A 25397-nucleotide genomic window follows, 5' to 3' on the forward strand; every position below is an offset into this window, starting at 1 on the left:
AGGGCTCCCCATCAGCTCAGCCGGACACGCGGGTCGAGCCAGGCCACCGCGAGGTCGGCCAGCGCGACGAACAGCACCATGAAGCAGGCGGCCAGCAGCACCGCGCCGACCACCGCGGGCAGGTCCTGCCCGGCGACGGCCTCCACGGCGAAGCGCCCGACCCCGTTCAGCCCGAACACCGACTCGGTGATCACGGCCCCGCCGAGCAGCACCCCGGCCTCCAGGCCGATCAGCTGCACCAGCGGCCCGGCGGCGCCGCGCGAGGTGTACTTGAGGTGGGCGCGCAGCCGCCCGAGGCCCTTGCCGCGAGCTGTGCGGACGTACTCCTCGTTCATCGTCTCCAGCAGCTGCGAGCGTGAAAGCCGGGCGAACACGGCCGAGTTGACGAAGCCGAGGACGATCCAGGGGAGCAGCATCCCGCCGGCCCAGGCGAGCGGGTCATCGGCCGGCGGGGTGTAGGAGGGCAGCGGCAGCAGCCCGGTGGAGTACACCAGCAGCCACTGCGCGACGTACCCGAGGAAGTAGATCTGCACGCTGGCGCCGACCAGGGTGAAGCCGGACAGCAGCCGGTCGGTCCGCCGTCCGTGCCGCAGCGCGGAGACGAAGCCGGTGCCGAGGCCGAACACCAGGAGGACGGCGAGCGCCCCCGCGGTCAGCGAGAGGGTGACCGGCAGGTGGTCGGCCAGCGCCTCGCTGACCGGCTGGTGCAGCCGGTAGGAGTAGCCGAGGCAGGGGGCGTCGCAGTGGATGGTCGAGCCGTCCACGTCTCCGATGTCCCGCCCGGCGACCACCCCGGCCAGGTAGTCGGTGTACTGGGTGAGCAGCGGCTGGTCCAGGCCCATGCTCTGGCGCACCGCCGCGACCTGCCCGCTGTCGCAGCGCGGGCCGCAGGCGGCGCGGGCCGGGTCGGCGGGCGCGGCGTAGAAGAGGGCGAAGGCGGCGGCGGAGACCGCGACCAGGACCGCGAGGGCCTGGGCGGTCCGCCGCAGGACGAAGGAGAGCATGGCCGATCCGGGGTCGACGTGACGGGGGGAGGGAAGGGACGGGGAGGGAGAGGACGGGAGGCGGGGACGGCCCGCCCCGCCGGCGCGGCGGCGGGGCGGCGGTGCGGTGGGGCCGGGGGGGCGGGCCACCCGGCCTCAGGACTTCAGGTACAGCCAGGCCAGCGAGACGGTCCCGTAGATCGGGTGGATGAACGCCCCGCCGACGTTGCCGCCGCGCAGCTGGTTGACCGTCGGGTAGGCGTACGGCAGCACCGGCAGGTCCTTCATCACGGTCTGCTCCAGCGCGTACAGCTCCTTGGCCTTGGCGCGCGGCTCGCCGATCTGGTTGATCCGGTCGATCTCCTTGTCGACCGCGGGGTTGCGGTAACGGGCGGAGTTGATGTCGCTGCCGGCCCGGCCGTCGAAGGAGAACGGGATCAGCGTGGACGGGGTCGGCCAGTCGACCGAGCTGGTCTCCTCGAACAGGTCGTACGGGGAGTCGGGGCGGTGCACCTCGTCCAGGAAGGCCTTGGGGTCGACCGGCTTGGGCACGACGGTGATGCCCGCCTTGCCGAAGCCCTCGACCAGCACCTGGGCGACGCGCTGCCCGGTCGGGGTGTTCCGGTACGCGTAGGTCAGGCTCCCGGGTGCCTGCTTGGCCTTGCCGAGCGCGGCCTTGGCGGCCTCCGGGTCGCCCTCGGGCCTGACCGGGTCGAGGTCGTACTTCTGCCAGTCGATCAGCGCGGGCGAGCTGAGCGTGGTCGCCAGCTCGCCGGTCCTGGCGCCGCCCTGGACCTGGCGGGCCTGCTGGCGCGGGTAGGCCAGGTGGAGCGCCCTGCGGACCTCGACGTCCGGCACCCGCTCGTTGTTGATCATCAGCTGCGTGACGAAGGCGCCCTGCCGGCCGGAGACCACCAGCTCCTTGGCCTTCGGGTCGGTGTCGGCGGTCTGGTACAGCTCGGCGGAGAGGGTGTCGGAGGCGGTGGTGGCGTCGGCGCCGCCGTCCCGGCCGGAGAGGATCTCCTGGTTGAGGTTGAGCGCCTCCTTGCCGTACGTGAAGACGAACTTCTCCGGGTACTGGCTGCGGATCGGGTCGGTCTCGGGCTTCCAGGCCGGGTTGCGCTCCAGCACCATCCGGGTGTTCTGGACGTGCTCGGCGATCCGGTACGGGCCGGTCGCGAACGGCAGTCGGTCGTAGTCCGTCCCGGTGTCCTTGTCCCGGCGCACCGGCGAGGAGGAGGACTGCGCGGCCATGTACGGGACGTCGGCCTGCGGCTGCGGGAAGTGGAAGACGACGGTGCGCTCGTCCGGCGTCTCGATCGCGTCCAGGTCGCCGGCCTGCGGGCCCGCGTACTTGGCGCGCGCCGCCTCGTAGCCGGCCTCGCCGGTGAGCCACTGCGGCCAGTACGGCGGGCCGACCTCGTAGCCCTTGCCGAAGGTGCGCTCGATGCCGTACTTGACGTCCTGGGAGGTGATCGGCTGCCCGTCCTCCCAGGCGACGCCCTGCTTGAGCCGGTACGTCCAGGTGCGTCCGCCGTCGGCGGGGGTGCCGGTGTCGGTGGCCAGGTCGCCGACCAGCCTGGCCTTGCCGTCCACGACCTGGTACTGGGTCAGCTGGCGGCCCCAGAGCAGCGAGGCGTTGTAGGTGGCGCCCGCGTAGACCTTCTGCGGGTCCAGGTGGCGGAACTCGACGCTGTTGTACACGTTCACGGTGCCGCCCGCCCGGGCGCCGGGCACGGCCGGGGCCGGTCCCGCGCTCTCCTGCTCGCTGCCGAGCACGGCGGTCAGCGGGGAGGTCTCCTTGGCGGAGGCCCCGGCGGCGCCGGAGCCGGCGGTGCTGCCCGCGCCGGCCGAGCAGGAGGTCGCCAGCAGGGCGGTGGCGATGACGGCGAGGGACGGTCTGGTCCAGCGCATGGCGAATCTCTCCTTGCCCCGGCGGATCGTGCCGGGGCGGGTTCGGGTTGACGGATGTCTCGGGTGGACGGATGTGAGGGGGTGGTCGATGGGGCCCGGCAGGCACCGGTGCTCCGGTCCGCGGGCCGCGTCGGCTCGGCGAGCGCCACGTGGGCTCAGCGCGCTCCGGTGCGCGGGTCGAGCGCGTCCCGGACGGCGTCGCCGAGCAGGTTGAAGGCGACGACGAACAGCAGCAGTGCCACCCCGGGGAACACCATGTAGGTGGGGTCGGCCTGGAAGACCTCGGAGCCGCGCGCGATCATCCGCCCCCAGTCGGGGACGGGTTCGGTGATGCCGACGCCGAGGAAGGACAGCGCGGCCTCGGAGGCGACGAAGGTCGGCACCGCCATGGTGGCGTGCACCAGCAGCTGCGAGCGCACATTCGGCAGAAGTTCGTGGACGACGACATGGAACCGGCTCGCACCCTGGGCCCGGGCGGACTGCACGAAATCTCTTTCCCGGAGCGATCGGACAGTGGCCCGCAGGGAAAGTGCGAGCGGAATCCAGCCGAACGCCGAGAAAACCAGGATCAGCACCAGGAACTGCATCCACTCCGGTTCCGCGGTGCCCGGGTCGACCAGCCGGGACTGGATCACCGGGCTGATTGCGAGCAGCAGGAGCAGGGTCGGAAAGGCCAGCAGCACATTGGCGAGGAATCCGAACAGCCGGTCCGTGATCCCGCCGAGGTAGCCGACCGCCACGCCGGCCAGCACGCCCAGCGTGGTGGTCACTGCGGCGGACGCGAAGGCGATCAGCAGTGAGGTGCGGATGCCGTACAGCAGCTGGGTGAACACGTCCCGGCCGAGGCCGGGCTCCAGGCCGAACCAGAAGTCGCCGGAGATCCCGCCGTTCGGCAGCATCGGCAGGCCGCCGTCGCTGAGCAGGCCGGGGACGTCCTGGCCGTAGTGGTCGACCGGGTTCTTCCCGTACAGCGCGGCGACCAGCGGCGCGCCGAGGGCGAGCAGCAGGAACAGCACCACCACGGCCAGGGCGGTGGCGCCGACCCGGTCCCGCAGGATCCGGCGGAGCAGGCCGGGGGCGGCGGGCGCGGGCCCGGCCGCGGGTGCTGGGACCGTGTCGACCACTGCCATGAGGCGTAACCCCCGAATTCTCCGCCGCCCCATGGGTGAGGGTGCGCTGGTGTGCATTTCCGGTACGGCCTCTGGGGGTTTCCCGGCGACCGTTCGAGCGACATTGGATCGGATGCGTCCGAGGTTCCGCAAATCACCCGCGGAGGACGTTCGGGTATTTCCCGCCGAATCGTTTCGGGAAATGTGGCGGCTTCATTTCGCTGAAACACTGGCGTTGCAAAACAACGGGCATACCGGAGCAAACCGGACGGGGTGTTCCGCATTCTGAGACCTCCGCCACAGTCCGTCCCGGGTTGGTACGATCCGGGTGGGCCGCAACTGGCGCGCAGGGATGGAATCAACCATCGGGAAGCGGCCCCGTGAATCCTCACGTGCACGTTGCCGAGCGCCTGGGCCCCCGTATCCCCACCAGGAGACCGCCTTGGCCCAGCAGCAGCCCCACACCGCCGCCTCCGTCGCCGCCGACACCGCCTTCCGCAGCGCCCTCGACGTGGTCGCCGGCGTCGAACCGCGGATCGCCGCCGCCATCGGCCGCGAACTGACCGACCAGCGCGCCTCGCTCAAGCTGATCGCCAGCGAGAACTACGCCTCCCCGGCCGTCCTGCTCACCATGGGCAACTGGCTCAGCGACAAGTACGCCGAGGGCACCATCGGACGCCGCTTCTACGCGGGCTGCCGCAACGTCGACACCGTCGAGGACATCGCCGCCGAGCACGCCCGCGAACTGTTCGGCGCCGACCACGCCTACGTCCAGCCGCACTCCGGCATCGACGCCAACCTCACCGCCTTCTGGGCCGTCCTCTCCCAGCGGGTAGAGAGCCCGGCCCTGGAACGCGCCGCGGTGCGCAACGTCAACGACCTCACCGAGCAGGACTGGGCGCGGCTGCGCCAGGAGCTCGGCAACCAGCGCATGCTCGGCATGTCCCTGGACACCGGCGGCCACCTCACCCACGGTTTCCGGCCCAACATCTCCGGCAAGATGTTCGAGCAGCGCAGCTACGGCACCGACCCGGCCACCGGCCTGATCGACTACGACGCGCTGCGCGAGACCGCCCGCGAGTTCCGCCCGCTGATCATCGTGGCCGGCTACTCCGCCTACCCGCGGCTGGTCGACTTCCGCCGGATGCGCGAGATCGCGGACGAGGTCGGCGCCACCCTCATGGTCGACATGGCGCACTTCGCCGGCCTGGTCGCGGGCAAGGTGCTCACCGGTGACCACGACCCGGTCCCGTACGCCCACATCGTCACCACCACCACCCACAAGTCCCTGCGCGGCCCGCGCGGCGGCATGGTGCTGTGCCGCTCCGAGCTGGCCGAGCACGTCGACCGTGGCTGCCCGCTGGTGCTCGGCGGCCCGCTCTCGCACGTCATGGCCGCCAAGGCGGTCGCCCTCGCGGAGGCCCGCCGCCCCGAGTTCCAGGTCTACGCCCGCGCCGTCGTCGACAACGCCAGGGCGCTCGCCGAGGGTCTGCTGCGCCGCGGCGGCAAGCTGGTCACCGGCGGCACCGACAACCACCTGGTCCTCGCCGACGTCTCCGGCTACGGCCTGACCGGCCGCCAGGCCGAGGCGGCGCTGCTCGACTCGGGCATCGTCACCAACCGCAACTCCGTCCCGCAGGACCCGAACGGCGCCTGGTACACCTCGGGTGTCCGTCTCGGCACCCCGGCCCTCACCACCCGCGGCCTCGGCACCGCCGAGATGGACGAGATCGCCGACCTGATCCACACCGTCCTGCGCGCCACCACCCCCGCCACCACCGCGAAGGGCGCCCCCTCCAAGGCGGCCTACGCCCTGGACGCCGCCCTCCGCGACGCCACCGCCAAGCGGGCCGCCGACCTGCTCGCCCCGTACCCGCTCTACCCGGGCGTCGACCTGGTCTGACGGCCCGCCGGAAGCCGCCGGGGCCCGTACGCAGGCGGCACGCAGACCGCCGGGGCCCGGCCACCGCCGCCCGCGGCCGGCACAGCGGCGGACAGGCCGCCCGGGGCCGTCGAACCTCCGCTCGACGGCCCCGGGTGCCGGGCCGCGGTCCTTCCCGCCGCCCCCTCACGCGGCCCGATTCCGCTAGTACTGCAGGGACTTGTACTGGAGGAACTCCTCCAGCCCGTGGCGGCCCAGCTCCCGGCCGAGCCCCGAGCTCTTGTAGCCGCCGAAGGGCGCGAGCGGATTGAAGCGGCCGCCGTTGAGGTCGACCTGGCCGGTGTCGAGGCGGCGCGCGAAGGCGGCGGCGGTGTCGGTGTCGCGGGCCCAGACGCCACCGGACAGGCCGTACGGGGTGCCGTTGGCCAGCTCGGCGGCGTGCTCCTCGTCCCGGTAGCGGAGGATCGCCAGGACCGGGCCGAACACCTCCTCCTGGGCGACCGTCATCTCCGGGGTCACGTCGGCGAGCACGGTCGGGCGGACGTAGTAGCCGGTGGGCAGCTCGGCGACCGGTTCCGAGCCGCCGACGATCAGCCGGGCGCCCTCGGCCAGCGCGCCGTCGATGTAGCCGCGCACCCGGGCCAGCTGCCTGGCGTTGACCAGCGGGCCGATCCGGGTCTGCGGGTCGGCCGGGTCGCCGGGCTGGTACCGGGCGGCCACCTCCTCGGCCCTGGCGACCGCCTCCTCGTACTGGTCCTCGTGCACCAGCAGCCGGGTCAGCGCGCTACAGGTCTGGCCCGAGTTGGCGAAGACGTTGGCGACGTTCACCTTGACCGCGCGGGCCAGGTCGGCGCCCGGCAGCACCACGTTGGCCGACTTGCCGCCCAGTTCCAGGGAGACCCGCTTCAGCCCCCGGCCCGCCGTCTCGGCGACCTGCTGCCCGACGGCGGTGGAGCCGGTGAACGAGACCACGTCCACCTCCGGGTGCCCGACGAGCGCCGCGCCCGCCACCGCCCCGGTGCCGGTCACCAGGTTGAACACGCCCGCGGGGAACCCGGACTCGTGCACCAGCCGGGCGAACAGCCGGGCCACCAGCGGGGTGTCCTCGGCCGGCTTGAGGACCACCGGGCAGCCGGCCGCCAGCGCGGGGACGGCCTTGGCCACGATCTGGTGCAGCGGGTAGTTCCACGGCGTGACCGCCGCGACCACGCCGGCCGGCTCGGCGTGCACCACCGAGTTGCCGATCCGCTCCTCGAACGGGTGGTCGGCGAGCAGGGCCAGGCAGGAGGTCGCCACGGCGAGCGGCAGCCCGGCGTGCACGGCCCCGGCGAAGCCGACCGGAGCGCCCAGCTCGGCGACGACCGTCTCGGTGATCTCGCCCTGGGCGGCGGCGATCCCGTCCCGGAGCCGGGTCAGCAGCGCGAGCCGCTCCTCGCGGGTGGTCGCGCCCCAGCCGCGGGCCGCCCGGCGGGCCGCCGTCACCGCGGCGTCGACGTCGGCCGGGCCGCCGGCCGGCACCGTGGCCAGCACCTGCTCGGTCGCCGGGTTCAGCACGGGTACCGACCCGGTGTCCCCGGACGGCCGCCATTCGCCGTCGATGTACTGGTCGCTGTACTCCGCGTACTGCCGCACCGATCGTCCTCTCATCCGCTCAGCCGCCTTTAACTAGCAGCGCTAGTCGAAGGTCAGTCAATGCGGCGCGGGCGGCCGCGCGCAAGAGTCAATCCCGACCGGCGGACCTGACGGTTACTTCGGAGCGAACCGCGCGGTGTACTCGTCGAACGGCTCGATGCCCACCTCCGCGCGCCGCTCGTCCAGCCGCTCCGGGTCCTCGCACGGCCACGGCACCGGGCGGCCGTCCGCCACCGCGCCGATCTGCGTCCCGTAGCGCTGCTCCCGGCCCTCGTTGACCGCCAGCCGGTCCCGGAGGAACGCCAGGTCACGGGCGCTCGCCTCACCCCGGGCGACCGCCTCGCCCAGCAGTGCCGCCGCTCGCCGCTGGACGTCGAGCTGCCGGTCGGCGTGCTGCGCGACCAGCCACGCCGCCCGGGCGGCCTCGGCGCCGAGCGTGCGCTCGGTCGGCCAGCCGTGCTCCGCCATGATCTCCGCGAGCCGGTCCCCGTGCCGGGCGGTGAGCCGCCGCCAGGCCGCCTGTTCGGCCAGGTCGGGGCTGTTCGCCAGCAGGGCGGCCGCGCCGTCCTCGGCCATCATCCCGACCAGCTCCTCGGCCGGCGCCGACCCGGGCCCGCCGTCCGGCCGATCCGCTCCTCGTGCCATGCCGAGCCACTCCTCGCCTTCGGGCCCTCCCTGCCGAGGACCGCCCGCGACCACGGTAGGCGCGGAGCCCACGACGAAGATCATCCCCGAGGACGGTGACCAGGGGGCCACCTCCACGGCAGAATGGACGCACGGCGGGAACGGAGCGCGGCTCGTGCCCGCCGCGGACGCCGAAGGGCCGGTCGGAGGATTCCGACCGGCCCTTCACCGTGCGATTCGGCGCGACGCTCAGACCCGCGAGGGCTCCGTGGCGGCGGCCGTCGCCGCGGCCTCGGCCTCCAGCTCCTCGCGGACCGCGGCCAGCGAGGGGTTGGCCCAGGCGCTGGCGACGCCCCAGCGGTAGAACGCGAGCCCGATCGCGGCGACGATCAGCAGGTCCCAGCCCCCCGGCAGGTACCCGTGCCCGCCGAAGTCGGAACTGCCCGCCCAGGAGACCCCGGCCATCACGAACAGGTAGGCGACCATCCAGGCGCCCGCCTTCAGGTGCGGCTTGAGCTCGGCGAACGACTTGCGCAGCTCGTACCAGGCCCAGATCGGCAGACCGGCGGCCATCAGCAGGATGACCTTGCCGGTGAGCGGCCAGCGGGCCCAGTAGAGCACCAGCGAGCCGAAGACCATCGCGACCGGAGCGATCACCGGCATGGCGCGCAGCCGGACCGGCCGGGGCAGGTCCGGGGCCAGGCGGCGCAGCGCCATCACGGCGACCGGTCCTGTGACGTACGAGATCACGGTGGCCACCGAGACGATCTCGGCCAGCGAGCCCCAGCCGCGGAAGACCGCGAGGAACAGGAAGGCGACGACCAGGTTGAGCACCAGCGCCGGGCGGGGGATGCCGGTCTTGGCGTCGACCCTGCCGAAGATCTTCGGCAGGTGGCCGTTCTCCTGGACGCCGTGGATCATGCGCGAGGTGGTGGCGGCGTAGATCATGCCGGTGCCGGACGGCGAGATGAAGGCGTCCGCGTACAGCGTGATCGCCAGCCAGTTGAGGCCCCAGGCGATGGCCAGGTCGGCCAGCGGCGAGGTGTAGGAGAGGTTGCTCCAGCCGTTCGCCAGGTCGCCGGCGGGGATGGCGCCGAGGAAGGCGATCTGCAGCGCGACGTAGATCACCAGGGCGATCAGGATCGAGCCGATGACGGCCTTCGGCAGCGACTTGCCGGGGTTCCTGGCCTCGCCGGCCAGGTTGAGCGGGGACTGGAAGCCGTTGAAGGCCCAGACGATCCCGGAGACCGCGACGGCGGTGAACACCGCGCTCCAGCCGTTCGGCGCGAAGCCGCCGTGGTCGGTGAAGTGGGCGGTGTCGAAGTGCGCGAAGAGCAGCGCACCGGCGGTCAGCGTCGGGACGACGACCTTGAAGACGGTGATCGCCGTGTTGGTCTTGGCGAACAGCGTGATCGCGAACCAGTTCAGGGCGAAGTAGACGAGCAGCAGCACGCTGGCGAGCGCCACGCCGCTGAGGGTCAGCTCCTTGCCGTCGTACAGCCCCTGTGCCCAGCCGAAGTGCCAGGAGCTCATGTACTGGACGGAGGCGGTGGCCTCACCCGGGATGACCGAGACGATGGCGATCCAGTTGGCCCAGGCGGCCAGGTAGCCGGCCAGCGAGCCGTGCGAGTACTGGCCGTACCGGACCATGCCGCCGGCCTTGGGGAACATCGAGCCCAGCTCGCTGTAGGTGAGGGCGATGGTCAGCGCCACCGCGGCACCGATCACCCAGGCGAGGATCGAGGCGGGGCCGGCGAGCCTGGCGGCCCGCTCGGCACCGAACAACCAGCCGGAACCGATGATCGACCCCAGCCCGACCGCGGTCAGGCTGATGGTGCCGAGCGATCGCCGGTAGTTCTGGTGTGATGCCGTCGACGATTCGGGCTCACTCAACGTATCGGTCCTCTCGCTCGTGGTTCATCGGGTGGTGTCGGTGTTTTTGCGATTTTGAGTCGGTATTTCGGACAAACGGAGAGCAGCCTATGGTCCGAAAACGGGCGAAAACCTCAGGGGAAGCTCAAACCATCCGATTGTTGCCATCTCGTGTCCGCCATTCGGGTGGATTCGGCCCGATGTTGAGACGGACGGCACAGTGTCCGGACGGGGCAGTGCCCGCACGGGGCGGTGGCCGGGGATGGTGGCCGGCCGGGTTCGGCCCGGGAAAAAGGGGCGGCCCGGAAAAAGCAAATTCCCCGTGGTCGCCTTTCGGCTTCCACGGGGAATTCGGCTGTGTCCGAGGGGGGACTTGAACCCCCACGCCCGATAAAGGGCACTAGCACCTCAAGCTAGCGCGTCTGCCATTCCGCCACCCGGACCGGGTGTGTGCTTCGGGGATTTTTGCTCGCCCCCTCGGCGACAGAGAGAACATTACCAGGGTTCTGGAGTGCTTCTCACCTGCGCTTCCACGGGGCCGCGCGACCGGACATCCTGTTTCCGGGGCCGACGGGACCACCGTGCCCGCAGGCGCCGCAGGACCCCACCGCGCCCCGTCCGTACAGGTTGGTACGGCCTGGGAACGCGCTCGAATCCCGCCCCAAGCGGTGGTGTCCGCGAAGGAACCGGTCGACTCCGGCGCCGCCCGTGGTCGGTTCCGGCCGGAACCGGTCCGACACGGGCAACTTGTCGACGGTGCCACGGCCGTCGCGACGGCTCTCCTAGCCTCTGTGGACCGAGGGCGCCATGAAGCGGATCGCCTGATTCCCGGGTCGCGGACGAAGGGCGGCTGGACGTGGAGCAGATCAGCGGTGCGGCGAAGGCCGAACCGAGACGCGGCAGGCGGGGCGGGGGGCCGGGCGACGCCGCGGCCCCCGGAGGCCCGGCCGAGGGCGCGTGGCGCTTCCCGGTGCCCGCCACCGAGGCTTCGGTGCCGCTCACCCGGCACGCGGTGCGCGACCGCCTGCTGGAGCAGGGCATGACCGGGGAGCGCTTCCAGGAGCTGGTGGACGACCTGCTGCTGATCGTCTCGGAGCTGGTGAGCAACGCGGTGACGCACGCCGCCGAGCTGTCGCCCCAGGTGGTCACCGAGCTGTCGGTGGGCCGGTCCTGGGTGCGGGTGTCGGTCGAGGACGGGGACCCGTACCGGCCGAAGGCGCTGGAGAACGACACCGGGAGCACCGGCGGGCGGGGGCTGCTGCTGGTGAAGAGCGTCACCCTCCAGGCCGGCGGGGTGTGCGACGTCGAACGCACGGGGGAGGGCGGCAAGGTCATCTGGGCCTCGCTGCCCGTCCCCCCGGAGCCCGGCCGCTGACCGGCCGGGCCGGGCCCGGGAGCGGTCAGGGCGGCCGGAGCGGTCAGGGATGGCCAGGAGCGGCCGGCCGGCAGCCGGAGCGGCCGGACTACCAGTCCCGCCCGGCGATCTCCCGGATGCCCGGCAGTGCGGCCTCGAAGACCGTCTCGAACCAGACCGAGAACGGCCGCTCCGCCCGCAGCTCCCCCAGCTCCTGCGAGGTCACGAAGGCGAAGTCGTCGACCTCCTCGGGGTCGGGCTCGACCGGTGCGGTGACCAGGCCCACGAACAGGTGGTTCCACTCCCGCTCGATCAGCCCGGAGGCCTCGTCCGGCAGGTCGTAGCGGACGGTGCCCGCCTCGCACAGCAGTGCCGGTGCGACGCCCAGCTCCTCGGCGGTGCGCCGGGCGGCGGCGACGAACGGCGGCTCGTCCGGGTACGGGTGGCCGCAGCAGGTGTTCGACCAGACGCCGGGGGAGTGGTACTTCCCGAGGGCCCGGCGCTGGAGCAGCAGCCGGCCCTGGCGGTCGAACAGGAAGACCGAGAACGCCCGGTGCAGCCGGCCCGGCTGCTGGTGGGCCCAGAGCTTCTCGGCGGTGCCGATGGTGACGCCCTCGTCGTCGACCAGTTCCAGCAGGATCTCGGCCCCGGCCTGGGCGGACCCGGTGGCCCGGGGGTCGACCGACACATCGGTCTCCACGTCGAGACCGGTGTCGATCTCGGCGGCGAAGTGCGTCGGGTCGGTCGGCAGACTCTGGGGCATGGGGCCTCTTTCGGGAGCGGGAGCAACGGGAGCATCGGGTGTCTCCGACACACCGGGTGGAGTGCGGCGGACACAGCTGGGGCACCGGCGCCGGCGTCGGGCTCCAGTCTGCCGTATGGGTGGCACTCGGCAGGGGTCCCACGCACAACCGGGCGGATCATGACCTGGAGAAGTCGGAAACCGGGCAGGGAAAGGTCCGGAAAGCCTCCGTAAGGGTCACCGGATTCGCAGAATCGTTCGGCGTGCGTTCGAATTCTGTTCGACCGGCTCGGCGTCCCCTCCCCGCGGAGTCCGGGTCCGCGCACGGCCCGCCCCGAGCCTGCCCCGGGTCCGTCCTCCGGACGGCTCCCCGGCGGGCCGTGGGCGGGCTCCGGGCCCGCCCGTCGTCGGCCCGGGTGCTCCGGGTGCGTTCTGGCCGGTCGCCCCGGTCGCCTACCATCACATACGACACGGTGCCCGGATCCGTGCCGGCACCGGCGCGTCGCCGCCCGGCCCGGTCGAACACCGTTCCGGACTAACCGCGGCGCCGCCATCGGCACGGTCGCCGCGCACAGCACGACGGATCAGGAGACCCGCATGATCGGCCTCGTTCTGGCAGCCGGCGCCGGCCGCCGGCTGCGCCCGTACACCGACACCCTGCCCAAGGCGCTGGTGCCGGTCGACGGGGAGCGGACCGTCCTGGACCTCACCCTCGGCAACTTCGCCGAGGTCGGACTGCGCGACGCCGCGATAGTCGTCGGCTACCGCAAGGAGGCGGTGTACGACCGCAAGGACGCCCTGGAGAGCAAGTACGGCGTCAAGCTCCACCTGGTCGAGAACGACAAGGCCGAGGAGTGGAACAACGCCTACTCGCTCTGGTGCGCCCGTGAGCTGTTCGCCGAGGGCCTGCTGCTCGCCAACGGCGACACCGTCCACCCGGCCTCCGTGCAGCGCACCATGCTGGAGGGCAACCGGCGCCTGACCGAGAACGGCACCGCCCCCGGCATCCTGCTCGCCCTCGACACGGTGAAGAAGCTCGCCGACGAGGAGATGAAGGTCGTCGTCGACCCGGCCGCCGGCATGCGCCGCATCACCAAGCTGATGGACCCGGCCGAGGCGAGCGGCGAGTACATCGGACTCACCGTGATCAACCCGTCCGCGGCCGCCGATCTGACGGACGCGCTGCGCGCCACCTACGAGCGCGACCCGCAGCTGTACTACGAGGACGGCTACCAGGAGATGGTGAACCGGGGTCTGCGGATCGACGTGCAGCCGATCGGCGAGGTCTCCTGGGTCGAGGTCGACAACCACGACGACCTGGAGAAGGCGCGGGAGATCGCGTGCCGGTACTGACCCGACTGGTCCCGTCGCCGCTGTTCGTCGAGATCCGCCCGGGCGCGCTGGACGCGCTCGGCGGCATCCTCGCGGACCAGCGGCTGTCGGCCTCGGGCCGGATCGCGGTGGCGATCAGCAACGGCTCCGGCGCGGCCATGCGGCGCCGCCTGGAGCCGGCCCTGCCCGGCGCCGACTGGTACAACGTGGACGACGGCAGCCTGGACAGCGCGGTGCGGCTGGCCGAGGCGATGCGCGGCGGGCACTACGACGCGATCGTCGGCCTCGGCGGCGGCAAGATCATCGACGCCGCCAAGTACGCCGCGGCCCGGGTCGGCCTGCCGTTGGTCGCGGTCGCCACCAACCTGGCCCACGACGGCATCTGCTCCCCGGTCTCCACCCTGGACAACGACGCCGGCCGCGGCTCGTACGGGGTGCCCAGCCCGATCGGCATCGTGGTCGACCTGGACGTGATCCGGCAGGCCCCGCAGCGCTTCGTGGCGGCCGGCGTGGGCGACGTCGTCTCCAACATCTCCGCCTGCGCGGACTGGGAGTTGTCGCACGCGGTGACCGGTGAGCCGGTGGACGGGCTGGCCGTCGCGATGGCCCGCTCGGCGGGCGAGAACCTGCTGCGGCACCCGGGAAGCACGCAGGACCAGGACCTCCTGACGGCGCTGGCGGAGGCCCTGGTACTGTCCGGCATCGCGATGAACATCGCTGGCAGCACCCGGCCCTCGTCGGGCGCCTGCCACGAGATCTCGCATGCCCTGGACGTGCTGTACCCCAAGCGGTCCGCCCAGCACGGCGAACAGGTCGGCCTCGGCGCCGCCTTCGCCAGCTTCCTGCGGGGCGAGCGTGAGCTGACCGGTCTGATCGTGGAGCGCCTGGCGAGCCACGGACTGCCGGTGACCGCAGCTCAGATCGGCTTCACGGAGGCGGAGTTCACCGAAGCGGTGCACTACGCTCCGAACACCCGACCGGGGCGCTTCACCATCCTCGAACACCTCGACCTCTCCCCTTCCGCAATCAGGGACGCGTACGCCGACTATGTCCAAGCCGTCAACAGCTGACCCCTCCACCGCGGGCGCCCAACGGCCCCCGGTGGACCTGACCCGCCGGCCCTCGACAGAGGAGCTGCGCGCGGTGATCCACCCGGAGGGGATGCTCCAGCGCCGCAGCGCCGAGCACTGGGCCGGACGCCTGTACATGCGGAAGATCTCGCTGCGGATCACCCGCGTGCTCTCCACCATGACGGCGATCACGCCCAACGGCCTGACGTACCTGATGATGTTCACCGGCATCCTGGCCGGTGCCGCGCTGGTCGTGCCGGGCATCGCGGGCGCGGTCCTGGGCGCCGTGCTGATCCAGGTCTACCTGCTGCTGGACTGCGTGGACGGCGAGGTGGCCCGCTGGCGCCGGCAGACCTCGCTCACCGGCGTCTACCTGGACCGGGTCGGCCACTACATGTCCGAGGCGGCCCTGCTGACCGGTCTCGGCCTGCGCGCCACCGACCTGCTGCACCGCGAGGGCAGCGGCTCGCACTGGGAGTGGGCCTTCCTCGGCACGCTGGCCGCGCTCGGCGCGATCCTGATCAAGTCCGAGACCGACCTGGTGGACGTGGCCAGGGCCCGCAGCGGCCTGACGGCCGTCGAGGACAGCGCCTCGGTGCCCCGGTCCTCCTCCGTCGCCAAGGCCCGCAAGGCGGCCTCCCTCCTGAAGTTCCACCGCCTGGTCGGCGCGGTCGAGGCCTCGCTGTTCATCCTGGCCGCCGGGGTCGCCGACGCCGTGCACGGCGGGCTGCTCTTCACCCGGCTCGCGGTGGTCGTCCTGGCGGCGATCGCGATGCTCCAGACCGTGCTGCACCTGCTGAGCATCGTCCTCTCCAGCAGGCTGCGATGAGCGGGCGGAGCGAGCGAATGACCGACAGGCGCGCGTGGGTGAACGCCCCCGCCGGGCGGAGCGAGGTGGGCGCATGAACGCGGCGGGCACTGCGGAGGACTTCCGCCTCGGCGCCGTGATCATCACCATGGGCAACCGGCCCGCCGAGCTCAACGCCCTGATCGAAGCCGTCCGCGCCCAGGAGGGCCCCGCGGTCGAGCTGGCCGTGGTCGGCAACGGAGCGCCGCTGCCGCCGCTGCCGGAGGGCGTGCGCGCCGTCGAGCTGCCGGAGAACCTCGGCATCCCGGGCGGCCGCAACGTCGGCATCGAGCTGTTCGGCCCGGACGGCCGGGAGGTCGACGCCGTCCTCTTCCTGGACGACGACGGCAACCTGCCGCGCACCGACTCGGCCAGGCTGCTGCGCGAGGCCTTCACCGCCGACCCGGAACTGGGCATCGTCTCCTTCCGGATCGCCGACCCGGACACCGGGGTCACCCAGCGCCGGCACGTCCCCCGGCTGCGCGCCAGCGACCCGCTGCACTCCTCCCGGGTGACCACCTTCCTGGGCGGCGCGAGCGCGGTGCGCTGCAAGGTGTTCGAGCAGGCCGGGCAGCTGCCCGCCGAGTTCTTCTACGCCCACGAGGAGACCGACCTCGCGTGGCGCGCGCTGGACGCCGGCTGGGCCATCGACTACCGGGCGGACGTGGTGCTGCACCACCCCACGACCTCGCCCGCCCGCCACGCCAGCTACTTCCACAACGTGGCCCGGAACCGGGTCTGGCTCGCGAGGCGGAACCTTCCGGCCCTGTTGGTGCCTCTCTATCTGGGAACCTGGTTCCTGCTGACCCTGGCCCGACGCCCCTCCCCCGAGGCGCTGAAGGCCTGGTGGGGCGGATTCCGGGCGGGCTGGCGCGAACCCTGCGGTCCGCGGCGGCCCATGCGGTGGCGTACCGTCTGGCGACTGACCAGGCTGGGCCGACCACCGATCATCTGATCGCATCAGGTCGAATGATCGATCGCCTCGGCCGGTGACCACACACCGGCCGGCTTCCCCGAGACCCCAGTGGATCCCCATCGGCGCACGGCCGGCGGACCCCCGCCGACCGGCCGCCCCGACCGATCCCGCGTGAAGGACGAATGTGTCGACAGTGAGTGAACCCGTCAGCCTCTCGACCCCCAGGGGGGTGGACGCGGGCCTGACCCCCAAGCAGCTTGCGGAGAAGTACGGTCTGGCGGTGAGCGGTGCCCGTCCCGGCCTGGTCGCCTACACCAAGCAGCTCTGGGCCCGACGCCACTTCATCTGGGCCTTCGCCACCGCCCGCCTGGTGGCCCAGTACACCGACGCCAAGCTCGGCCAGCTCTGGCAGGTCGTGACCCCGCTGCTCAACTGCGCCGTGTTCTACCTGGTCTTCGGCGTGATCCTGGCGAGCAAGCAGGGCTTCCCGGACAACACGTACATCGCGTGGCTGTGCATCGGCGTCTTCGTCTTCCAGTTCACGCAGAACGCCGTGCAGTCCGGCACCCGGGCGATCTCCGACAACCTCGGGCTGATCCGGGCGCTGCACTTCCCCCGGGCCAGCCTCCCGATCGCCTTCACCGTGATCCAGCTCCAGCAGCTGATGATCTCGATGGTCGTGCTGGTCGTCACCGTGCTCGCCGCCGGCGTCACCCCGGGCCGGACCTGGCTGCTGATCATTCCGGCGCTGCTCCTCCAGACGCTCTTCAACACCGGCGTCTCCCTGGTGATGGCCCGGATCGGCGCCAAGACCAGCGACATCTCCCAGCTGATCCCGTTCGTGATGCGCGCCTGGATGTTCCTCTCCGGTGTGATGTTCAGCATCCAGGACAAGATCCAGACGTGGCCGCACTACATCCAGACGCTGATGTCGCTCAACCCGGCCACGATCTACATGGACCTGCTGCGGCACGCCTTCGCGCCGGTCATCTACAACCCGCACCAGCCGGTGCACCAGAACTTCCCGCCGCACCAGTGGGCGTACGCCCTCGTCTGGGGCGTCGGCATGTTCGTCGTCGGATACGTCTTCTTCTGGAAGGCCGAGGAGGAGTACGGCCGTGGCTGACCTCGATCTGAGCAAGAGCGACACCCTGCGGGACGCGGACGTGGCCCGTGAGCCCACCGTCGTCGTCGACGACGTGCACATCGTCTACCGGGTGCACGGCGCCGGCTCCGGCAAGGGCAGCGCCACCTCGGCGCTGAGCCGCATCATCAAGCGCAAGCGCTCGGCCGGTGTGCGCGAGGTGCACGCGGTCAAGGGCATCAGCTTCACCGCGTACAAGGGTGAGGCGATCGGTCTGATCGGCTCCAACGGCTCCGGCAAGTCGACCATGCTGGCGGCCATCGCGGGCCTGCTGCCGACCGAGAAGGGCGGCATCTACACCAACGGCCAGCCCTCGCTGCTGGGTGTCAACGCCGCACTGATGAACGAGCTCACCGGTGAGCGCAACGTCATCCTCGGCTGCCTGGCGATGGGCATGAGCCCGGCCCAGGTCCGGGCGCGCTACCAGGAGATCGTCGACTTCTCCGGCATCAACGACAAGGGCGACTTCATCTCCCTGCCGATGCGCACCTACTCCTCCGGGATGGGCGCCCGGCTGCGCTTCTCGATCGCCGCCGCGAAGACCCACGACGTGCTGCTGATCGACGAGGCCCTCGCCACCGGCGACCAGGCCTTCCAGCAGCGCAGCAAGCGGCGGATCGAGGAACTGCGCGGGTCCGCCGGTACGGTCTTCCTGGTCAGCCACGACAACAACTCGGTCCGCGAGGTCTGCGAGCGGACGATCTGGATCGAGGCCGGCGAGCTGATCATGGACGGCCCGACCGACGAGGTCGTCGGCCGTTACGAGCGCGGCGAGCGCCCGTAGCCTCCGTGCCGCACAGGGGCCGGTCCCGGATCTCCGGGGGCCGGCCCCTGGTGCTGCCCGCGGCCCCCTGGCGGGGCGCTCTTCTCCGGCGCGCCCGGTGGTGCCAGGCTGGTAGGTGCGGGGGCGCTGTGCCGTGCGCCGCGCCCGCGCTCGGACGCGTGTCCGAGTCGGGCCGGTCGTGCCAAGCGGTGTAGAACGGGGGAGTGACAGCAGTGTCGGCTTCGGCCCAGCCCAGTGAAACGCCGGTGAACCCTTCCGCGGGACAGACCCTGGAGAAGGCGGGTGCGGAGAACTTCCCGGTCGCCCCCTTCTTCCTGCCCGCGGCCTGGCGCGGCGACCTGATGGCGGTGTACGGCTTCGCCCGTCTGGTCGACGACGCCGGCGACGGCGACCTGGCCGACCCGGCCGCCACCGCCCGCCTGCTCGGGGTCGAGCGGACGCCCCCCGCCACCCCTTCGGACCAGTCGGGGCCGCCCACCGCGCAGGAGACCGCCTTCCGGCTCGCGCTGCTCGACGGGCTGGAGCGGGACCTCGACCGGGTGTTCGAGACCGCACTGCGCAACGCCGGCGGTTCCGGAGCCGGCGCCGACCGCCCCCGCCACCCGCTGCTGAGCGCCCTCGTCCCGCTGGTCGACCGCCACGGCCTCACCCCCGAGCCGTTCCGCCGACTGATCGAGGCCAACCGGGTGGACCAGACCACCGCCCGCTACGCCACCTACGACGACCTGATCGGTTACTGCACGCTCTCCGCCGACCCGGTCGGCCGCCTGGTGCTGGCCATCGCCGGCGTCTCCACCCCCGAGCGGATCGAACTCTCCGACGCCGTGTGCAGCGGCCTCCAGGTGGTCGAACACCTCCAGGACGTGGCCGAGGACCTCTCCCACGGCCGGATCTACCTGCCCGCCGAGGACCTCGCCCGCTTCGGCGTCACCGAGGCCGACCTCGCCGCGCCCTCCGCGAACGGCGCCGTACGCGAGCTGATCGCCTTCGAGGTCGAGCGGGCCCGCACCCTGCTCGATCGCGGCGCACCATTGGTAGGTACGGTTCGGGGGAGGCTCCGACTGCTCCTGGCGGGATTCACCGCAGGCGGCTACGCGGCCCTGGCGGCCGTCGAGGACGCCGGGTACGACGTACTCGCACAGCAGGCGAAGCCGGACAGACGCCGCCTCGCAGCGAGGGCGGCGGCCATCTTCGCGAAGGGAAGGTGAACGCCCGAGTGGCGGCATCACCACTGGCGTCGGCCCAGGTCATGGCGGCGTACCGGTACTGCGAGGCAGTCACCGGGCTGCAGGCGCGCAACTTCAGCTACGGCATCAGGCTGCTGCCCGAACCCAAGCGGCTGGCCATGTCGGCCCTGTACGCCCTGGCCCGCCGGGTGGACGACATCGGCGACGGCGACCTCCCGGACGACCGCAAGGCCGAGGCGCTGCTGCGCACCCGGGAACTGGTGGACGAGGTCCGCTCCGGGGTGGTCGCCGAGGACGACACCGACCCGATCAAGGTCGCCCTGGCCGACGCGGCCCGGCGCTTCCCGATCCCGCTCGGCGGCTTCGACGAACTGATCGACGGCGTCGAGATGGACCTCAAGGGCGCCGAGTACCAGACCTACGAGGAGCTGAAGGTCTACTGCCGCTGCGTGGCCGGCGCGATCGGCCGGCTCTCGCTGGGCGTCTACGGCTGCGACGACCCCGAGCGCGGGGCGGAGTACGCGGACACCCTGGGCCTCGCCCTGCAGCTCACCAACATCCTGCGCGACCTGCGCGAGGACGCCCTGAACGGCCGCACCTACCTGCCCACCGAGGACCTGGCCCGGTTCGGCTGCGAGCAGGGCTTCGCCCTCCCCAGACCGCCGCTCGGCGCGGACTTCACCGGCCTGGTGGCCTTCGAGGCCGCCCGCGCCCAGGCCGCCTTCGAGGAGGGCCTGCGGCTGCTGCCGATGCTCGACCGCCGCAGCCGCGCCTGCACGGCCGCGATGGCCGGGATCTACCACCGGCTGCTCGGCCGGATCGCCGCAGACCCGGAGTCGGTGCTGCGCGGCCGGGTCTCGCTGCCGGGCTGGGAGAAGGCGTACGTGGCGCTTTCCGGGCTCGCCGGGGGGCGTTCTTGATTCTCACCGCACTTCTGTCACGCTGTGTCAGCGGGGAATCACGTGTGGGTAGTTCCGTGTTGACCGAACGAGTACCGGCTTCAGCGACCGCCTGCGGGCGGTCCACCGACTGCGAGGGGGAGGGCCGATGACCGGGCGAGCCGATGCCGCGCGCCCGGCCGCCGTCGTGGTCGGCGGCGGTCTCGCCGGGATCACCACCGCGCTGCGCCTCGCCGAGGCGGGCCACCGGGTCACCCTCGCCGAGGGCCGGCCCCGGCTCGGCGGCCTGGCCTTCTCCTTCCAGCGCGGCGAGCTGACCGTCGACAACGGCCAGCACGTCTACCTGCGCTGCTGCACCGCCTACCGCGGCCTGCTGGAGCGCCTCGGCGCCACCCGGCTGGTCCACCTCCAGGACCGCCTCGACGTCCCGGTACTCTCCGTCACCGGGCCCGAGGCCGCGCCGGTGCGCACCCTCGGGCGGCTGCGCCGGGCCGGCCTGCCCGTCCCGCTGCACCTGGCCGGCAGCCTGGCCCGCTACCCGCACCTGGCCCCGGCCGACCGCGCCCGGGTCGTCCGCGGCGCGCTCGCCCTGAAGGGCCTGGACCTCGCCGACCCGGCGCTGGACGGGATCTCCTTCGGAGAGTGGCTGCGCCGCAACGGGCAGAACGCCGCCACCCTGGCCGCGCTGTGGGACCTGGTCGGCGTCGCCACCCTGAACGCCAGGGCCGACCAGGTGTCGATGGCGCTCGCCGGGATGGTGTTCAAGACCGGCCTGCTCTCCGACCCCGGCGCCTCCGACATCGGCGTCGCCGCCGTCCCGCTCGGCACCATCCACCACGACCGGGCGCTCGCCGAGCTGGAGCGGGCCGGCGTCCGGGTGCTGCTGCGGGCCCGGGTGGCCGAGCTCAAGCCGGCCGCGCCGCAGCACGCCGTCCGGCTGGAGAGCGGGGAACTGCTCACCGCCGACACCGTCGTCCTGGCGGGCGCCCAGGACAGCGCGGCCGCGCTGCTGCCGCCGAACGCGATCCCGGGACAGGACCGGCTGGCCGGCTTCGGCACCGCGCCGATCCTCAACGTGCACGTGATCTACGACCGCAAGGTGCTGCACCGGCCGTTCTTCGCCGCGCTCGGCTCCCCGGTCCAGTGGGTCTTCGACCGGACCGCGCACTCCGGGCTGGCCGCCACCCCGTTGGGCCGGGCCCATCCGGGTGCCCAGTACCTGGCGCTGTCGCAGTCCGACGCGCAGGACGAGATCGACCTGCCGGTCGCCGAGCTGCGCCGCCGCTACCTGCCCGAGCTGGGCCGGCTGCTGCCGGCCGCGGCCGGGGCCGAGGTGCTGGACTTCTTCGTCACCCGGGAGCGCACCGCGACCTTCGACCCGGCCCCGGGTAACGGGGCGCTGCGCCCGTCCGCCCGCACCGGGGTCCCCGGCCTGCTGCTGGCCGGCTCGTGGACGGCCACCGGCTGGCCCGCGACCATGGAGGGGGCCGTGCGCAGCGGCCACGCCGCGGCCGACGCCGCGCTCGCCGCGGGCGGCACCCGGATGCCGGTGGACCGCGGCGACGGGAGGTGGCCCAGGTGACGGCGGGCCCCGCCGCCGGAGAGCCCGCCAGAGCCGACGGGCGTACCGTCGTGCGCACCGGGGCAACCACCGGGAGCGGCCCGAGCGGCCGCACCGGCACCACGCGCACCGGCACCACAGGATTCGACACCAGCCGCACCGACGGCACCCGGCCGCCACGTGCGGTCCGGCACCACGAGGGAGAGGGAACGCACGTGGAGTCACGCACCGGCTTCGCCGTCGGAGGCACGGCGCACGCCGAACCGGTCTCGGTGCCGGAGCTGCTCGCCCGCAGCCGCACGCTGTGCACTCCGCCGCTACGGGCCGCCGTCGCCCGTTTGGCCGCACCCATGGACACCGTCGCCGCGTACCACTTCGGCTGGATCGACCGGGACGGCACCCCGGTGACCGGCGACGGCGGCAAGGCCGTGCGCCCGGCGCTGGCGCTGCTGTCCGCCCGGGCCACCGGCGCGGCGGCCGAGGTGGGGGTGCCGGGCGGGGTCGCGGTTGAACTGGTGCACAACTTCTCCCTCCTCCATGATGATCTGATGGACGGTGACGAGACCCGACGGCACCGGGCCACCGCCTGGACGGTCTTCGGGCCGGCCCAGGCGATCCTGGTCGGCGACGCCCTGGCGACGCTCGGCACCGAGGTGCTGCTCGACGCCGCGGTGACCGGCGGCACGAGCGCCACCGACGCCGCGCGGGCCGTCCGGCTGCTCACCACGGCGACCCGCCGGCTGATCGACGGCCAGGCCATGGACGTCGCCTTCGAACAGCGCGACAGCGTCACCGTCGCGGAGTGCCTGGAGATGGAGGGCGGCAAGACGGCGGCCCTGCTGGCCGCCGCCTCGGCGATCGGCGCGGTCCTGGCCGGCGCCGACGACAAGGTCTCCGACGCGCTCCAGCGCTACGGCCACCACCTGGGCCTGGCCTTCCAGGCGGTGGACGACCTGCTCGGCATCTGGGGTGCCACCGAGGTCACCGGCAAGCCGCACTGGGGAGACCTGCGCCAGCGCAAGAAGTCCCTGCCGGTGGCCGCCGCGCTGGCCGAGGGCGGAGCCGCCTCGCGCCGGCTCGCCGAGCAACTGGCCGACCCCAAGGGACGCGGAGAGGAGAGCGAGCCCGAGCTCGCCGCCCGGGCCGCGCTGATCGAGGAGGCCGGCGGCCGTGCCTGGACCCAGGAGGAGGCCCGCCGCCGGCACACGACTGCCCTCGCCGCCCTGGACGAGGTGCCCATGACCGACGAGGTGCGCGAGCACTTCGTCGCACTCGCCGAATTCGTGGTGGTACGAGAGAGGTGACGTTACGTTGACAGCAACCGCGGACGGCCGGCTCGACCCTGAGTACGATTCCGAGCCGGTCGCGGTGGGCGACCGCCCCCCGGCCCTGCTGGGTACGGGGCGGTGGCAGCCCGAGGACACCGACCAGCTGCGGCCGGCCGGTGAGGCTGACCTCAGACCGGCCGACGCGCGGGAGGCCCTGGCCCGCGCCACCACCCACCTGCTCTCGCTGCAGTCCTCCGAAGGCTGGTGGAAGGGCGACCTGGAGACCAACGTCACCATGGACGCCGAGGACTTACTGCTCCGCCAGTTCCTGGGAATCCGCACCGAGGAGCAGACCAGGGCCACCGCCGAGTGGATCCGCTCCCAGCAGCGCGAGGACGGCACCTGGGGCACCTTCCACGGCGGGCCGCCCGAACTGTCCACCACCGTCGAGGCGTACGTCGCGCTCAAGCTGGCCGGAGACGACCCGAACGCCCCGCACATGCTGGCCGCCGCGCGCTACGTCCGCTCCGCAGGGGGCATCGCGGCCGCCCGGGTGTTCACCCGGATCTGGCTCGCCCTGTTCGGCTGGTGGCCCTGGGAGCGGCTGCCCGAGATGCCGCCGGAGATCATCTTCCTGCCCAGGTGGCTGCCGCTGAACATCTACGCCTTCGGCTGCTGGGCCCGGCAGACCATCGTCCCGCTGACCGTCGTCTCGGCGCACCGCCCGGTCCGTCCGGCCCCCTTCGCGCTCACCGAGCTGCACACCGACCCGGACGACCCGTACCCCCACCGGCCGCTCGCCCCCGCCAACACCTGGGACGGCCTCTTCGAGCGCCTCGACAAGGCGCTGCACGCCTACCACCGCCGGGCCTTCCGCCCGCTGCGCCGGCTCGCCGTGGCGCAGGCCTGCCGCTGGATCGTCGAACGGCAGGAGGCCGACGGCTGCTGGGGCGGCATCCAGCCCCCGGCCGTCTACTCGCTGATCGCCCTGCACCTGGAGGGCTACGAGCTGGAGCACCCGGTGATGAAGGCGGGTCTCTCCTCCTTCGACCGCTTCACCGTGCACACCGAGGACGGCAAGCGCTGGCTGGAGGCCTGCCAGTCGCCCGTCTGGGACACCTGCCTGGCCACCATCGCGCTGGTCGACGGCGGGGTGCCGGCCGACCACCCGGCCCTGGTCTCCTCCGTCGACTGGATGCTCGGCGAGGAGATCCGCAAGCGCGGTGACTGGGCCGTCCAGCGGCCCGGGCTCCCCGCCGGCGGCTGGGCCTTCGAGTTCGAGAACGAGACCTACCCCGACATCGACGACACCGCCGAGGTGGTGCTGGCGCTGCGCAGGGTCGCCCACCCCGACCAGGCCAAGGTGGACGCGGCGATGGACCGGGGCGTGCTGTGGAACCTCGGCATGCAGTCCAAGAACGGCGCCTGGGGTGCCTTCGACGTGGACAACACCAGCACGCTGCCCAACAAGCTGCCGTTCTGCGACTTCGGCGAGGTGGTCGACCCGCCGTCCGCCGACGTCACCGCGCACGTGGTGGAGATGCTCGCGGAGACCGGCCGCTCCCGCGACCCCAGGACCCGGCGCGGCATCGAGTGGCTGCTGCGCAACCAGGAGGCGGACGGCTCCTGGTTCGGCCGCTGGGGCACCAACTACATCTACGGCACCGGCTCGGTGCTGCCCGCCCTGGTGGCGGCCGGAGTCCCGGACGAGCACCCGGCGATCCGCCGGGCGGTTCGCTGGCTGGAGGACCGGCAGAACGCCGACGGCGGCTGGGGCGAGGACATGCGCTCCTACGACGACCCGGCGCGCTGGGCCGGGCGCGGCGACTCCACCGCCTCGCAGACCGCGTGGGCGCTGATGGCGCTGCTCGCGGCGGGGGAGGGGCCGAAGGGCCGGGCCAACCCGGCGGTGGAAGGCGGCGTGGAGTGGCTGGTGCGCACCCAGCTGCCCGAGGGCACCTGGGACGAGCCGCAGTTCACCGGCACCGGGTTCCCGTGGGACTTCTCCATCAACTACCACCTGTACCGGCTGGTCTTCCCGATCACCGCGCTCGGCCGTTACCTCAACGGCGAGCCGGGCACGATCCGGACCGACGGCACCCCGCCGATCGGGGCGGCGCGGTGACCACCGCCCCCCTGCTGGTGCTCTGCGCCCTGGGCCCCGAGGTGTGGGCCCTGCGCGGCGGTGACTGGCGCGGCTCCGCCGGAGGGTCCCCGGTACTGGTGCGCACCGGGGTCGGCCGGCGGCGCGCCGGGCTGGCCGTGCGGCGGCTGCTC

At 72.7% G+C, this 25397-nt stretch carries 20 protein-coding genes, 1 tRNA gene and 1 riboswitch; of the genes, 13 read left to right on the forward strand and 8 right to left on the reverse strand.

Annotated elements, in window-relative coordinates; translation table 11 throughout:
* Positions 1-11 precede the first annotated feature (11 nt).
* The 3 genes from BU198_RS15955 to BU198_RS15965 form a co-directional block, all read right to left on the reverse strand.
* Complete coding sequence (locus BU198_RS15955) at positions 12-1004, reverse strand: ABC transporter permease (RefSeq protein WP_188297516.1); 993 nt, start codon at positions 1002-1004, stop codon at positions 12-14.
* 135 nt (positions 1005-1139) lie between these two features.
* Complete coding sequence (locus tag BU198_RS15960; RefSeq protein ID WP_188297517.1) at positions 1140-2897, reverse strand: ABC transporter substrate-binding protein; 1758 nt, start codon at positions 2895-2897, stop codon at positions 1140-1142.
* Between the two features lie 155 nt (positions 2898-3052).
* Positions 3053-4027: an ABC transporter permease gene (locus BU198_RS15965; protein WP_188297518.1), complete on the reverse strand. Its 975-nt coding sequence runs from the start codon at positions 4025-4027 to the stop codon at positions 3053-3055.
* A gap of 304 nt (positions 4028-4331) precedes the next feature.
* A riboswitch (ZMP/ZTP riboswitch) is annotated at positions 4332-4429 on the forward strand.
* Between the two features lie 19 nt (positions 4430-4448).
* Here BU198_RS15965 and BU198_RS15970 point away from each other — a divergent pair.
* Entirely contained in the window at positions 4449-5909 is a 1461-nt protein-coding gene (locus BU198_RS15970; protein WP_223244445.1) for a glycine hydroxymethyltransferase, read from the forward strand.
* Positions 5910-6092: 183 nt separating this feature from the next.
* Here the strand turns inward: BU198_RS15970 and BU198_RS15975 are convergent, their stop codons facing one another.
* The 4 genes from BU198_RS15975 to BU198_RS15990 all read right to left on the reverse strand — a co-directional run bounded on the left by BU198_RS15975 (position 6093) and on the right by BU198_RS15990 (position 10459).
* A complete protein-coding gene (locus BU198_RS15975) occupies positions 6093-7520 on the reverse strand; it encodes an aldehyde dehydrogenase family protein (protein ID WP_317620146.1) in 1428 nt (475 codons plus the stop codon).
* 114 nt (positions 7521-7634) lie between these two features.
* The gene (locus tag BU198_RS15980) at positions 7635-8165 is read right to left on the reverse strand and encodes a DUF6624 domain-containing protein (RefSeq protein ID WP_411293197.1); all 531 of its coding nucleotides are present in this window, start codon (positions 8163-8165) and stop codon (positions 7635-7637) included.
* A 228-nt stretch (positions 8166-8393) separates the two neighbouring features.
* A complete protein-coding gene (locus BU198_RS15985; protein ID WP_188297435.1) occupies positions 8394-10037 on the reverse strand; it encodes an APC family permease in 1644 nt (547 codons plus the stop codon).
* 337 nt (positions 10038-10374) lie between these two features.
* Positions 10375-10459 (reverse strand) — tRNA-Leu (locus BU198_RS15990).
* Positions 10460-10872: 413 nt separating this feature from the next.
* On the opposite strand from BU198_RS15990, the gene BU198_RS15995 reads away from it, so the two are divergent.
* Positions 10873-11391, forward strand: a complete 519-nt coding sequence (locus tag BU198_RS15995; protein WP_411293195.1) for an ATP-binding protein — start codon at positions 10873-10875, stop codon at positions 11389-11391.
* Between the two features lie 88 nt (positions 11392-11479).
* Here the strand turns inward: BU198_RS15995 and idi are convergent, their stop codons facing one another.
* On the reverse strand, positions 11480-12133 hold the full coding sequence (gene idi / locus BU198_RS16000; protein ID WP_188297436.1) for an isopentenyl-diphosphate Delta-isomerase: 654 nt from the start codon (positions 12131-12133) through the stop codon (positions 11480-11482).
* Positions 12134-12709: 576 nt separating this feature from the next.
* Between idi and BU198_RS16005 the strand changes: the two genes are divergently transcribed.
* From BU198_RS16005 to shc, 11 genes are all read left to right on the forward strand, one after another.
* Positions 12710-13465: a sugar phosphate nucleotidyltransferase gene (locus BU198_RS16005; protein WP_188297437.1), complete on the forward strand. Its 756-nt coding sequence runs from the start codon at positions 12710-12712 to the stop codon at positions 13463-13465.
* Positions 13453-14514 (forward strand): iron-containing alcohol dehydrogenase family protein, encoded by a 1062-nt coding sequence (locus BU198_RS16010; protein WP_188297438.1) that lies wholly within the window; start codon positions 13453-13455, stop codon positions 14512-14514. Before BU198_RS16005 ends, BU198_RS16010 begins: the two co-directional genes overlap by 13 nt.
* Positions 14515-14605: 91 nt before the next feature.
* Complete coding sequence (locus BU198_RS16015) at positions 14606-15343, forward strand: CDP-alcohol phosphatidyltransferase family protein (RefSeq protein ID WP_188297444.1); 738 nt, start codon at positions 14606-14608, stop codon at positions 15341-15343.
* 73 nt (positions 15344-15416) lie between these two features.
* On the forward strand, positions 15417-16316 hold the full coding sequence (locus BU198_RS16020; RefSeq protein ID WP_188297439.1) for a glycosyltransferase family 2 protein: 900 nt from the start codon (positions 15417-15419) through the stop codon (positions 16314-16316).
* 145 nt (positions 16317-16461) lie between these two features.
* The gene (locus BU198_RS16025) at positions 16462-17403 is read left to right on the forward strand and encodes an ABC transporter permease (protein ID WP_188297440.1); all 942 of its coding nucleotides are present in this window, start codon (positions 16462-16464) and stop codon (positions 17401-17403) included.
* Positions 17396-18205 (forward strand): ABC transporter ATP-binding protein, encoded by an 810-nt coding sequence (locus BU198_RS16030; protein WP_188297441.1) that lies wholly within the window; start codon positions 17396-17398, stop codon positions 18203-18205. Before BU198_RS16025 ends, BU198_RS16030 begins: the two co-directional genes overlap by 8 nt.
* A gap of 203 nt (positions 18206-18408) precedes the next feature.
* Positions 18409-19413: a squalene synthase HpnC gene (hpnC, locus tag BU198_RS16035; protein WP_411293196.1), complete on the forward strand. Its 1005-nt coding sequence runs from the start codon at positions 18409-18411 to the stop codon at positions 19411-19413.
* 41 nt (positions 19414-19454) lie between these two features.
* Complete coding sequence (hpnD, locus tag BU198_RS16040; protein ID WP_188297446.1) at positions 19455-20312, forward strand: presqualene diphosphate synthase HpnD; 858 nt, start codon at positions 19455-19457, stop codon at positions 20310-20312.
* 127 nt (positions 20313-20439) lie between these two features.
* Entirely contained in the window at positions 20440-21873 is a 1434-nt protein-coding gene (hpnE, locus tag BU198_RS16045; protein WP_188297521.1) for a hydroxysqualene dehydroxylase HpnE, read from the forward strand.
* A gap of 194 nt (positions 21874-22067) precedes the next feature.
* Positions 22068-23156 carry a polyprenyl synthetase family protein gene (locus BU198_RS16050; RefSeq protein WP_188297522.1) on the forward strand — a complete coding sequence of 363 codons (1089 nt, stop codon included), beginning with the start codon at positions 22068-22070 and terminating at the stop codon, positions 23154-23156.
* Between the two features lie 7 nt (positions 23157-23163).
* Positions 23164-25245 (forward strand): squalene--hopene cyclase, encoded by a 2082-nt coding sequence (shc, locus tag BU198_RS16055; RefSeq protein ID WP_411293198.1) that lies wholly within the window; start codon positions 23164-23166, stop codon positions 25243-25245.
* Positions 25246-25397 lie beyond the last annotated feature (152 nt).

The organism is Streptomyces sp. CBMA156 (assembly GCF_014596515.1).
Classification (GTDB): Bacteria; Actinomycetota; Actinomycetes; order Streptomycetales; family Streptomycetaceae; genus Kitasatospora.

Coding starts and splice junctions, on each gene's coding strand:
- BU198_RS15960 (WP_188297517.1), bottom strand. CDS start 2,897: ATGCGCTGGACCAGACCGTCCCTCGCCGTCATCGCCACCGCCCTGCTG.
- BU198_RS15965 (WP_188297518.1), bottom strand. CDS start 4,027: ATGGCAGTGGTCGACACGGTCCCAGCACCCGCGGCCGGGCCCGCGCCC.
- hpnE (WP_188297521.1), top strand. CDS start 20,440: ATGACCGGGCGAGCCGATGCCGCGCGCCCGGCCGCCGTCGTGGTCGGC.
- idi (WP_188297436.1), bottom strand. CDS start 12,133: ATGCCCCAGAGTCTGCCGACCGACCCGACGCACTTCGCCGCCGAGATC.
- BU198_RS15955 (WP_188297516.1), bottom strand. CDS start 1,004: ATGCTCTCCTTCGTCCTGCGGCGGACCGCCCAGGCCCTCGCGGTCCTG.
- BU198_RS16015 (WP_188297444.1), top strand. CDS start 14,606: ATGCTCCAGCGCCGCAGCGCCGAGCACTGGGCCGGACGCCTGTACATG.
- BU198_RS16020 (WP_188297439.1), top strand. CDS start 15,417: ATGAACGCGGCGGGCACTGCGGAGGACTTCCGCCTCGGCGCCGTGATC.
- BU198_RS16005 (WP_188297437.1), top strand. CDS start 12,710: ATGATCGGCCTCGTTCTGGCAGCCGGCGCCGGCCGCCGGCTGCGCCCG.
- hpnD (WP_188297446.1), top strand. CDS start 19,455: ATGGCGGCGTACCGGTACTGCGAGGCAGTCACCGGGCTGCAGGCGCGC.
- BU198_RS15980 (WP_411293197.1), bottom strand. CDS start 8,165: ATGGCACGAGGAGCGGATCGGCCGGACGGCGGGCCCGGGTCGGCGCCG.